Source organism: Niameybacter massiliensis (genome assembly GCF_001282685.1).
Classification (GTDB): Bacteria; Bacillota; Clostridia; order Lachnospirales; family Cellulosilyticaceae; genus Holtiella; species Holtiella tumoricola.
This window is the reverse complement of the sequence record NZ_LN875035.1, coordinates 2954040-2966484: the sequence shown is the minus strand read 5'-3', so window position 1 is coordinate 2966484 and position 12445 is coordinate 2954040. Positions and strand designations below refer to the sequence as shown.

Sequence of the window (12445 nt, the reverse complement as noted above, 5' to 3'; positions counted from 1 at the left end):
TCCAGAGAACACACCTAACCATCTCGCTTTCTCAAGTCTACTGTATATGCATGCCCTTACTTTCTAGATTCTGCCGGTAGAAAGATAGATAGGGTGCATGAAATTTTTACCTTCAAAGAAGAGATGCTTACCCAACTTTTTTCTTTAAGGGTGTCACTGAAAGTGAAAACTTACTTCATAGAGTAGAAAAGGGCAGTGCCGATCGGACTACATCATATACTAAAAGTTTTCATCCTATAAAACAAGGCAACGACTTTTGATCAAGTCGTTGCCTTGTTTATGTTGTCTCTATTATTAGGTGTGATATGTGCTTAGGCAGAAACACCTAGAGTATGATTTAAGTGTTTGTTGCTGTAGAGCTGTTTAACACTGAAGAATACTGCAAAGATGATAAGTTCTGTAACTGGTAGTACGAGCCAGATGCCTGCTTCTCCTAAGAAACGTGGAAGTATGAGGAGAAGGATGAAGATAAGTCCAATACCTCGTAAAAATGCCATGATTGTAGAGTAGAAAGAACATTCTATGGACTGGAAGTAATACATAAGTACTGTATTAAATCCAGTAAAGGCAAAGGCGAAGAAGTAAAGGCGTATAGCCAGTGCACCTTGTTCAATTACTTGAGGGTCAGTAGAGACTAAAGCACTGATAATAGGTCTAGAGAATAGGTCTAATAGGATAAAGGAAATAAGACCTGCGCTACCAGCTACCCACATTGCGTAGTTATTGGCAAGTTTCATCACCCCGAAATTCTTAAGACCAAAGTTAAGGCTAATAATAGGCTGGCTAGCTTGTGCCATACCACCAAATAGGCCTTTGGCGATGAAGGCGATATTAGAAATGACACTAAATATGGCTACAGCGGTTGCACCACTTACTTTCATAAGGGCTAGATTAATGAGAAAGATTGTAACACCCGTAGATATTTCTAATAAACTAGCACCTAAACCATTTTTAATCATACGAATAAATAAATTTATATCAAAATACGATTTTGTAAAATGAACTGTATTTTTTTTCATAATAAAGTGTAACCAAAGTATACACATGCTAATGGTAAATCCAATAGCGGTTGCTAGGCCTGCACCAAATGTTCCCCAACCAAGAGGTATAATGAAAATATAGTCTAAAATAATATTAATCAGATTACCGGTCATACCTGCAACCATAACAAGTTTTGGATTACCATCTGAGCGAACAAGCACAGTTAGACTACCTGCAAGCATATAGAATAAGACACCATAGCATACGGGGATTAAGTAGCCAATAACGTCTTTTAATATAGTCGTATCTGCTCCTAATAGTAGCGCTAATTCTTTAGTAAAAAGGATACTTAGTAGAGTGAACAAAGTACCGAGTAATGTAACTGTGGAAATAGCCATAGTCAACGTTTTATGGGCTCCATCTAGATTTCCTTCTCCTTTTAAAACTCCAATTGTAATAGAAGCACCTACCCCAATTAAAATAGCTAATGCAGAATAAATGGTGAAGATAGGAAGGGAAATGTTTAAAGCTGCAAGTCCATTACTACCTTCCCCTAACGACACAAATAGAACATCAGCCAAGCAGTATAAGCTATAGGTTACCATACCGATAACAGTAGGTAATAAATAGCTTACGTAGTTTTGCCATACCGTTTTTTTCATTGAATGATCCACGATAAAATCTCCTTATGTAAAACAAATTTAATTGCCTCATTTATTCTAAGTCTATCATATAGAGAATGCAATTATTTTGTGACAAAAATATGGATTAACATATATAATAGTAGATACTTATATTTATTAAGAGAGAAGGCGTAAAAGATGAGATTTGAAAGATTAACAAAAGAACATCTAAATGAAATAGCTAATATCTATATTAAGGCATTTAATGCATCACCATGGAATGATAAATGGACAATACAAACTGCAAGTAAAAGGCTTTCACAAATGTTAAGTCATGAGGCTTCATATGGTTTAGTAGCCTATGAAGAAGACAAGCTTGTTGGCATGATATTAGGATATGAAGAACAATACTATGATGGGATTAAGTTTGAAATAAAAGAGTTTTGTACCGATCCTACACTTAGTGGTGGCGGAAGAGGCACAAAACTCCTTAATGAATTTGAAAAGCACCTTTATGAAAAAGGTATTAATGATATTGTTTTATTAACCTGTAGAGCTGAGGCTACACAGGGGTACTATCAACGTAGAGGTTATAAAGACTACGAAGATATGGTGTTAATGGGTAAGAAGAGTAATTAATTATTTTTGAAGAGTAGCAAGTAAAGTTTGCATTTGTTTAATTTGTGCTTGTTGCTCTTTAACTATGTTTTTAGCTATTTTTTTAACTGCACGATTATGGCTATATTCGAGAATGTTTTGAGCCATTTCAACTGCACCTTCATGATGAGGAATCATTTCAGCAATGAAATCTGCATCATCGTTACAAGTAGCAACAAGAGCTTTCATCTTTTTAATCATAGATTCATTGATTTCTTTATATTTAGCTAAATATTTAGCTTCTTCTTCATTTGCGCAAGAATTATTTTTGTCGCATTTACAATTTTTTGTTTTTAATTTTTCTTCAAGTTTAGTCATTTGTCCTACTTGAGCTTTTTGGCTTTCTACAATAGAAGTTGCAATGGCTTTAACTTCATCATTTTTTGCAGTTTTTAAGATGTTTTCAGCCATTGAAATACCTAATTCATGATGAGGAATCATTTCTTCTAAGAAGTCAATATCAACGAATCCAGATGGTTGAAGTTTTGAAGTGGTTTCTTCGTAACCAGCCATAGCCTTTTCAAATGCTTTATAGTAGCCTGTTTGTTTACAGTTAGGAGTAGGGGCAGGCATTGGCTTAGTATTTTGACCAGGAGTAGGAGCTGGAGTAGGTTTAGTACATTGTCCAGGAGTAGGAGCTGGAGTAGGTTTAGTACATTGTCCAGGAGTAGGGGCTGGAGCAGGTTTAGTACTTTCGCCAGGAGTAGGAGCAGGCATTGGTTTAGTACTTTGACCAGGAGTAGGAGCTGGGGCAGGTTTAGTACTTTCGCCAGGAGTAGGGGCTGGAGCAGGTTTAGTACTTTCGCCAGGAGTAGGAGCTGGGGCAGGTTTAGTACTTTCACCAGGAGTAGGGGCTGGAGCAGGTTTAGTACTTTCGCCAGGAGTAGGAGCTGGAGCAGGTTTAGTACTTTGACCAGGAGTAGGGGCTGGTGTAGGTTTTGTTTCTGGTTTAGCTTGAGGTTGTGTTACTGAAGGTTTTTCTCCACGAGTATTTGTAGATTCTGTAATAGTAGCATAAAGTGGTGCACTACATAAAACACATGCTCCTAATAGAAGAATCCATTTTTTTGAACGGTTAGACATAATTTAAATCTCCTTTTATATTAAAAATTTATTATTTATTATGTATAGAGTAAAACCTAAATATGCAAAAGTAGGATACATGGTTAAAATTGGAGAATAAACAAAAAAGGACGTTTTATACGTCCTTTTTATAATTAATCATTATTTGCATGATAGCGTGTAAGCAGATAAATACCGACACCAATGAGGGCAACACTAAAGATTGCAGTAGGAATATTGTAGAATAAGCTATAGAATCTATGTCCCCAGTTACCAAATTGATAAAGATATGGCATTACAAAATTAGAAAAGAAAGCATAAATCCCAATAATGAGTGCAGCGATTCCAATAGGTGTACGATAAGTCGTTAAAATTTGTTGCCAATCTTGTTTTAATAATTGATTCATTTTTTCCATGAAGTTGGCTTCATCGATGGCACGATCCTGTGCATTAAAACGAGAAAGTGTTAAGCTATCAAAGAAGCAGTAGAACCAAATAACAGGTAGAATAAAGCTGATAAGTCCAAAATGTAAGAAGTTACATAAGCTGAATACAAGTCCGAAAACGAGCATAAGTGAGACACCCTTTTTCATAAGTCCTAAATACATATGTCCTGCCCCCGGAATAAGTGAAAAAAGAAAAGTTAAAAAGCGATTTTTTTCCATTAGTTTAAATCTCCCATAGATTATTTTTATTTTATAAATATAGTGTACAGGAAACTTCTTAAAATGAAATATCTAAATTCTTAAGGTTTCTTTAGAATTTGTATTATGGATTTAAAACGTAACTTATTTTTATATTAAAATAAATATTTTAATATAGTTATAGACTGGTTATAATACCTATTACTATTTAATATGTTTTATGTTATATCTTCTGTTGAATAGATTTAGATAGGTTAAAAGTAGATAGATATAAATAAAGTCTCTCAAATTATATAATAATAAAGATGAGAAAATCATAAGACCATAAGCGAAAATTATAGATTGGAATATTATATGTATAAAAAAAATGTTGTAATTTTAATAGGTGTATTGATTATAGTAAGCATTGCTATTATTAAGTACCAAGGCCCCGTAGTTAATAATAAAGTAATTGAAGTTATGAGTAATAGTCAAGAGCAAGAAGCTTGTTATAACTTTATAAAGCAATATCTCATGAATGAATTAGGAGGAATTTATACAAATTACCATCCTACTACAATGGCCAATGAGTGGGCTACAGGACATGAAGTACTTTCAGAATCACAAGGACTCTATATGTTGTATTTAGTAAAAGAAGATAAGTCAGAAGAATTTGAACAAGCAGTAACATTTGTTAATCAATATTTGATAAATGCAAATGGGATATTGGTATGGCGTAGCAAAGAAGATGAGACGCTTGCAAGTAGCAATGCAGCGATTGATGACTTAAGAATTTTAAGGGCACTTTATGAAGCAAGTATTAAATGGAATAATCCTGAGTACAGTACATTGGTACAACAAATAGAAGAAAAGTTTTATAACACTAATGTAGTTAAAGGGCGGTTGTATGGATGTTATGATGGGCTTGTAGAAGAGGTTGTAGACACCATACCTCTTTGCTATTTTGATCTTGAAACCATGTGGAAGTTAAGTGATATTAATCCAGCATGGAAAAAGGTATATAGGAAGAGTTTGAAAACAATAGAAAAAGGATTTCTAGGCAAGGTATTTCCCTTTTACGCTTTTCAATATGATTATGAAACCAAATCGTATGACCATGGCAAGGAGTGGCGTATGACAGAAGGGGTTTTAACTATTTTGCAATTAGCACAGGTGGGACAACATAAAGATGAGACGATTAAATGGTTATTAGAGGAGCTAAAAAATGGAGCAGTTTATGGAACATATAATACTTTAACAGGTATGCCAACGACGGATATAGAGTCTACAGCCATTTATGCCGGCATAGCTCAAATAGGTAAGGTGATAGGTAATCAAGAACTTTATGATCTCGCAATGGATAAAATGTTAAGCTTTCAAATTCAAACGGAGAATAGTGTGTTAAAAGGAGCGTTTGGAGACGAGGCAAGTGAAGAAATATATTCTTATGACAATTTACAAGCACTTTTAGCTTTCTAGAAATAAAGGAAGTGATACTATGAAAATAACTAGAATAAAAGCAGACATTTATGCAGGAATAAGTTTGATGATTATTTTTACATTTATTTTATTGTTAACAACAGGTATACAGCGAGCGGACTTTATCGTTTATTATTTTATGGGCGCACTGTGTATAGGATCAATTATTTCGTATTATACAGGATTTGGTGTGGCCCTTTGTTTAAGCATGATAGGAGATTTTATTTACGGTACCATATTGCTTGCTATGATTCATCAAAGTCAAGGAGTAGTTACATTTTTTGAAGCAAGTGGTTTTATTATTTTACCCGCCTTTTATCTGAGCATAGGTGCTTTAGGACAAGCCATCAACAATCTACAAAAATTTAATAAACAATTGAATTTACAAAAACAAATGTTAGTAAGAATAGATGAGTTAACAGGATTAAAGAATACAAGTGCCTTTCTAGAACATTTAAAAATGTATATGAAGTTATGTAGTAGACAAGAGCTACCTCTAACCGTCATGATCGTTAAATTACGTTATGGGAAGCGCATTAAAGGCATTATTGGACAAAAAGCATATGATGAATTACAAAAGCAGATTGGCAAGGCTATTATTAGTACGCTACGTGAAGAAGATGCAACGTATAGTCTAAGAGAAGAAGAAAGTTTTGCTTCTATTTTAGTCATGGATGAGACCTATCAAGAAGTGATTAGAGAGCGTATTAAACAACAGATAACAGAATTGGAATTTGATGAAACATCACCTCTTAAAGGTATTGAGATTGAGCTAAGAATTGCTTTTAAACAGTATCATGAAGGTATAGCTTCACCTCTTGAATATATAGAGCAAGTGAATAGAGAATTAGAATATGATGTATAGAATCGTAGTTGTTATAGGTGTATGGTTATGCACCATACTCAATCTAGTAGGACAAGATATAGGACCTCGATTTTTGATTTTAACCTGTAATGATAGAGGAGCAGGAGATAGGTTAGAAGTGGCTACTGAATATTTAAAAGCAGCACATATTCCCTATACTCTTGAATTAGATAAAGAAGAGGTAGGCATTCTGTTACCAGGTGAGAAGGCAGAGCCTTATATGGAGCGAAATACCATTCTAAAAGAGATCAGTCTATTTACAATGATAGAGAGTAGTGAATTAGATTTACATGGCTATGAAGCTTTTACAACGAGTCAACAACCAATAGCTATTCGAGTTGATGCAGCTACCGAAAATATAAAAACAGTTATACAAAATATGGGGGATCTAGAAATCCCAATAAGTCCTTTACCGAAGCAGTATGTAAGACTACTTAGAATGCCTAAATATATAGAACAAGAGATCATAGAAGAAAATACAGGACAAAATATAGAGCAAGAGGTAATAGATATAAGCAGATTTAATCGTATGATAAGATGGGTCATGATTCTAGCTATTATCGCCTTTATCTATTTCATTAGAGAAGGCAGGAAAAGAGAAAAAAGAAAATTTTATAAGAAAGGAAATATATGAGTCTAATCGAGTATTTATTTATTGCTTCGTTAATTATTATATGGGTTGTTATTCTTGTAAATATAGTATTAGGAATAGGTGGCTATTTGTATAGCAAAGAAATGGATAACACTTGGATTGATACACAGTTAGAATACTATCCTATGGTGTCTATTATGGTACCAGCTCATAATGAAGGGATAGTTATTGAAAAGACAGTTCGGTCTCTATTAAGCTTTGACTATCCCGTAGATAGGTATGAAGTCATCGTTATTAATGATAACTCTAGTGATGATTCAGCTAAGACTTTAAAGCGTATCCAAGATGAAGGGCATCCTGTATGTCTAAAGGTAATCAATACAGATGCAGTTACAGGAGGAAAAGGTAAGTCTAATGCACTTAATATTGGATATAAGGAAAGTGTGGGTGAGTTTATTGCTATTTATGATGCAGATAATACACCAGAGAAAAAGGCTCTACTTTATTTGGTAACGACTCTTGTAAGAGATGACAAATTAGGAGCAGTAATTGGGAAGTTTAGAACACGAAATAAGGAACATAACTTATTGACTAAGTTTGTGAATATAGAAACGTTATTCTTTCAATGGATGGCTCAAGCAGGGAGATGGAAACTTCTCAAATTATGTACAATTCCAGGTACTAATTTTATCCTAAGAAGGCGTATTATTGATGAAATAGGTGGATGGGATACAAAGGCTTTAGCAGAGGATACAGAGATTAGCTTTAGAATGTATAGAATGGGTTATAGAATTATGTTTATGCCAAAGGCTGTTACATGGGAGCAAGAGCCACAAACCATCAAAGTTTGGTTGAAGCAAAGGACAAGATGGGCCAAGGGAAATATCTATGTGATTTTCAAAGATTTGAAATATGTATTTGATCCAAAAAGTGGACCTGTTAAATTCGATATTATCTATTTTACAGCAATTTATATTTTTGGTTTAACAGCAAGTGTTGTTTCAGATGTACTATTTATTTTTGGATTAACACATCTTATTACAATCAATGTAGTAGGATATAGTCTGATTTTATGGTTTCTAGCTTATGTGGTGTATATACTTTCTATATCTATGGCACTCATGCTAGAAAAGGGTGAATTATATGCCGAGAATATTTTAATAGCCATGCTCATGTATTTTACCTATTCCAAGCTTTGGGCAGTTGTAACACTGATGGGACTTTATCATTATATTAAGGATAGTATATTAAAGACAGAAGTTAAATGGTACAAGACCGAGCGATTTTAGGAGGACATAATGAAAATGCTAAAACAATGGACCGGTCTAATAATCCTTCTGGTTATATGCTTTATACAACCAGTGTTTGGAGCTGTTAGAACAGGTGAGGTAAGTTATACACTAGGGACCAATAGACAAGTGAATGGTAACTTTGGAAAAGAGGATTGGTACTTTTATGTAGAGGAACCATGGGAAGTTACAGGAGCTAAGTTAAACTTAGTCTATTTAACAACTCAATTAATACGAACAGATATGTCTACAATAACACTTTATTTAAACGATGAACCTTTTTATTCATTTAATCCTAGCCAAAAGTTTGAAGCAGATCAATTAGAGGTAGGGATACCTCTAGCAAATATAAAAGAAGGGTTTAATAAATTAAGTATAAAAGGCTATCTAAGGTTATCTGAAGAAAGATGTACAGATTCTGTGAATCCTGCAAACTGGCTCAATTTATTTAAAGAATCACAGCTTACACTTACGTATACAGAAGCCAATGAGCTAACAATAGGCCAATTCCCCTATCCTATTATGCGAAAGCAATTAGAAGATACCATTCCTATTATTATTGCTAAGGATTATACAGATGAGGAGCTAGCAGCAGCATTAGAAATTATCACAACTTTAGGTGAGTATACCAGCCAAGGCGATGAATTCTTTATCAAGCCAACGGATAATTTAGATGAATATAAGAAAAGCATCATTATAGGCAATGAAAAAATGCTTAGTATCTACTATCCTGAGTTAACATTACCAAGAGAACAATCTGTTGGTATATTACTTGATAGGACATCAGATTATGATAGGCTTATCTTATGTGGGAATACGAAGGAGGCACTAGAGCGTGGTATAGATTTCTTGGGAGCAGAAGAGGTAAGAAGTCTTGTACAGTCTAATTATCTTGTTATAAACGAAGAGAATGCTTTTGAAGAAGCCCAGATAGAAAAAGGTAAAAGTCACTATACACTAGAGAAAATGGGACTGGATTCTATCTATATAACAGGTCAGCATAGAAATAAAGCAAATATCTTTTTAAAAGTACCTAATGAATTGATATTACAAAAAGGTGCTAAGTTGGTTTTACACACAAGATATAGTAAAAACTTAGATTTTGAACATGCTTTAGTAACCCTTTATATTAATGATCAAGCTGTTTCTAGTAGTTTATTAGATAGAAGTAGAGCAGATGATGATACAATAGAGCTCACTATCCCACAAGATATACGAATAAAAAATAATACAAAAGTAACCATAGCTTTTGATTTAGAAATTAATAAAGCTGAATGTATAACAAGGGAAGAAGATACACCATGGGGACTTATTTTAAAAGATTCCTATTTCTATTTGCCAGCAGGTGTAGTAAAAACCTATGCCTTTGAAATGTTTCCTTACCCCTTTGTAAAAGAGGGCGTATTACAGCCTATACAACTTGTGTTACCAAAAGATTTAAATCAAGCAGATCTTAAAGTGCTTTCAAGGTTATTTACAAAGATTGGGGCAAATATGTCACAACGAGCAGGAAGCATTTATATTACAAGAGAAGCAGTAGACCCAGAGTATAATCAATATCAAAGTATTATTTATGAAGTGGTGCCTCAGAGTGCTGTGACAACTTTTAATACAGAAAGTATAGTATGTACGATAAAACCTAAAGAAGGTAAAGAGCAAGGAGAGTTAAAGATTAGTGTGGCATCTCATGAGGAACTGAATCGTTTGCTAAATACTAAAGTGAACCCAACCTCTTTAATGGGGCAAAAGTTAATCATTGATAGTGAGGGACAAACCTCTCTTGCAGAGGTAATAGAAGTACCCCAAATCATTTCAACTTCTAAAGAAGAAACTGTAAATAATCCTTCTGCTAATAAGCCTACAGAAGGGCGAATACAAGAAGGTATTTTGGTGATTAGTATATTTGTGCTGATGGGCGGATTAATCATTGTTTACTTTGTCTATAGAAAAAATAAATAGGTAGTTTTGTACAAGGAAGGTCTAGGTAAAATGCTTATCTAGACCTTTGTTTTGACTATAATAACGAATTTAGATAAAACAGACTATTTAACTTTGACAAATGATAATTTGGCGAACTACAATTAAATTGAGAAGATAATAGACGTCTAAGGGGGAAGGCTATGGATCATAATCAAGAGGTAGTGAAGAGAATTGTAGACAATATAGAAAAAGTTATGTTAGGTAAGAGAGAGACAATAGAAATGGCCGTACTCACCTTAATATGTAAGGGTCATATACTTTTAGAAGATGTTCCAGGAGTGGGGAAAACGACTCTTGTTGCAGCACTAGCAAAATCTATAGATGGAACATTTAATAGAATACAATTTACACCAGATGTATTACCGTCTGACCTACTTGGATTTTCAATGTTTAATCCAAAAACAGGGGAGTTTGAATACCGTAAAGGTGCACTTTTAGGACAATTTATATTAGCAGATGAGATTAATAGAACACCACCAAAAACCCAATCTAGTTTGTTAGAGGCAATGGAAGAGGGACAAATAACCGTTGATGGTAAAACCTATGTAATGCCAACACCATTTATGGTTATGGCAACACAAAATCCAGTAGAGCACTTAGGAACATTTCCTTTACCAGAAGCACAGTTAGACCGCTTTTTCATGAAGTTAAGTGTTGGTTATCCAGGTTATGAAAGTGAAGTGGCTATGCTGAGTAAATATAAAGAAGAGAATCCATTACATACACTTGAGCCTGTTGCGACAGGGGAAGAGATTATAGCGGTACAAGAAGCAGTTCAAAAGGTTTATGTACATGAAACTATTAATCGGTTGATTGTAGAGATTGTAAGTGCAACAAGATCACAAGAAGAAGTTTTATTAGGGGCAAGTCCAAGAGGGTCTTTAAACTTGTTAAGAGCAGCTCAAGGGTGGGCATTTTATGAGGGAAGAGACTATGTGATTCCAGATGATGTTGTGATGATGGCACCCTTTATACTCAAACATCGTATTCATCTTAGGCATGAAGCAAAACTTAAACAAATTACGACTGAATATATTATAGGACGTATTTTGAAAGGCATTAGGATGCCTAGGGTGAAAGCTTATGATCAAAAATAGAATACTTTATAGCATATTACTCTTATTAACCTTAGTTTTTTGTTATTTTAAAGGAGGGATAGGAAGTTCGTTATTGGCTTATCCCCTTATTTTTTTAACCATTATATGTTTGATTCATGTTTTATATATTTACTCTAAATTTACCTATACACAAGAAATAAATAAGAAATTTATGACTAAAGGTGAACGTATTCAATTTAACTTTAGTACTTCAAATGAAACGTCTTTATTTTATCCTAATTTAGAAGTTGAGTTTTATGGAATAGATAGCATTTTAATTAAATACTTTGAGACCAAGAGAATGTGCGTACCAGCAAAAAGTAAAAAGACCTTTCGATATGAAATTGAATGTAAATATAGAGGTTGCTATGAAATAGGTGTTCATAAAGTCTACATTACGGATTTTTTAGGCATTTTTCGTATGCCTTATAAAGTCATGGAGCCTAAAGAGGTAACAGTATATCCTAAAATCGTAGTGCTAGAGAAGTTACCTATTTATCCCAATGCAGAAGAAGAATCAGAAATGATTATCAATGGTATTAAAAGTGGTGGTGGGCTTATTTCAGATGTACGTGAGTATGCCTATGGAGATAGTATGCATAAAGTGCATTGGAAGCTTAGTGCAAAGGAGCAAAAGCTTATGGTGAAAAGCGAAGATGCGACGGCTATAGCTAAAGTTTATGTGGTATTAGATTTAGTGCCACAAGGTTATTTAGAAATAGAGGCGCAAACCATTTTAGAAGATAAGTTGGTAGAATGTGCAGTAGCTGTTTTATACTATTGCCTAAATCAGGAAATTCCTACAACTTTTTGCTATTTCCAAAAGGAACTTCGTATTCATAAAGGTAAAGATTTAGCCTATTTCTATGAACTTTACGAGTTACTCTTCAAAATGAAGTTTCAAAGTCAGGTTCCAATAGATAAGGTATTTGAGATGATACCAGAGCTTGAAGTATGTCGTAGTTATTGGATAGGTATAACCAGTGACCTTAATTATGAGCTTTATGATCAAGTTAATAGGTGTATAAGTGAAGATAAACAAGTCATTTTGATTTACGTGAATCCAGAACAAGTTGGTGGCATTGTAAATGATGAAAAGAATGTGATTAGTGAAGCACTTATTCGTTTAGGTGCAATCTATTATGAAATAAATATAGACGATGAACTTAATCAAGTTCTAAATAGCTAGGAGGGGAA

11 protein-coding genes are annotated in these 12445 nt (G+C 33.9%); 8 read left to right on the top strand and 3 right to left on the bottom strand.

The window, feature by feature from the left end:
* Nucleotides 1-311: 311 nt before the first annotated feature.
* The gene (locus BN2390_RS19485) at nucleotides 312-1655 is read right to left on the bottom strand and encodes an MATE family efflux transporter (protein ID WP_053985962.1); all 1344 of its coding nucleotides are present in this window, start codon (nucleotides 1653-1655) and stop codon (nucleotides 312-314) included.
* A 147-nt stretch (nucleotides 1656-1802) separates the two neighbouring features.
* Between BN2390_RS19485 and BN2390_RS19480 the strand changes: the two genes are divergently transcribed.
* Nucleotides 1803-2243 carry a GNAT family N-acetyltransferase gene (locus BN2390_RS19480; RefSeq protein ID WP_053985961.1) on the top strand — a complete coding sequence of 147 codons (441 nt, stop codon included), beginning with the start codon at nucleotides 1803-1805 and terminating at the stop codon, nucleotides 2241-2243.
* On the opposite strand, the gene BN2390_RS22320 is transcribed toward BN2390_RS19480, so the two are convergent.
* A complete protein-coding gene (locus tag BN2390_RS22320; protein WP_053985960.1) occupies nucleotides 2244-3344 on the bottom strand; it encodes a DUF305 domain-containing protein in 1101 nt (366 codons plus the stop codon).
* Between the two features lie 134 nt (nucleotides 3345-3478).
* Entirely contained in the window at nucleotides 3479-3988 is a 510-nt protein-coding gene (locus BN2390_RS19470) for a hypothetical protein (protein WP_053985959.1), read from the bottom strand.
* A 333-nt stretch (nucleotides 3989-4321) separates the two neighbouring features.
* Between BN2390_RS19470 and BN2390_RS19465 the strand changes: the two genes are divergently transcribed.
* From BN2390_RS19465 to BN2390_RS19435, 7 genes are all read left to right on the top strand, one after another.
* Entirely contained in the window at nucleotides 4322-5425 is a 1104-nt protein-coding gene (locus BN2390_RS19465; RefSeq protein ID WP_053985958.1) for a glycosyl hydrolase family 8, read from the top strand.
* A 19-nt stretch (nucleotides 5426-5444) separates the two neighbouring features.
* Entirely contained in the window at nucleotides 5445-6290 is an 846-nt protein-coding gene (locus tag BN2390_RS19460; protein ID WP_053985957.1) for a GGDEF domain-containing protein, read from the top strand.
* Nucleotides 6280-6924: a hypothetical protein gene (locus BN2390_RS19455; protein ID WP_053985956.1), complete on the top strand. Its 645-nt coding sequence runs from the start codon at nucleotides 6280-6282 to the stop codon at nucleotides 6922-6924. The genes BN2390_RS19460 and BN2390_RS19455 overlap by 11 nt, the downstream gene beginning before the upstream one ends.
* Nucleotides 6921-8171, top strand: a complete 1251-nt coding sequence (locus BN2390_RS19450; RefSeq protein WP_053985955.1) for a glycosyltransferase family 2 protein — start codon at nucleotides 6921-6923, stop codon at nucleotides 8169-8171. The genes BN2390_RS19455 and BN2390_RS19450 overlap by 4 nt, the downstream gene beginning before the upstream one ends.
* 9 nt (nucleotides 8172-8180) lie before the next feature.
* Nucleotides 8181-10130, top strand: coding sequence for a cellulose biosynthesis cyclic di-GMP-binding regulatory protein BcsB (locus BN2390_RS19445; RefSeq protein ID WP_053985954.1), 1950 nt, complete (start codon nucleotides 8181-8183; stop codon nucleotides 10128-10130).
* Nucleotides 10131-10291: 161 nt separating this feature from the next.
* A complete protein-coding gene (locus BN2390_RS19440; protein ID WP_053985953.1) occupies nucleotides 10292-11248 on the top strand; it encodes an AAA family ATPase in 957 nt (318 codons plus the stop codon).
* Between the two features lie 172 nt (nucleotides 11249-11420).
* Nucleotides 11421-12437, top strand: a complete 1017-nt coding sequence (locus BN2390_RS19435) for a DUF58 domain-containing protein (protein ID WP_198524951.1) — start codon at nucleotides 11421-11423, stop codon at nucleotides 12435-12437.
* Nucleotides 12438-12445 lie beyond the last annotated feature (8 nt).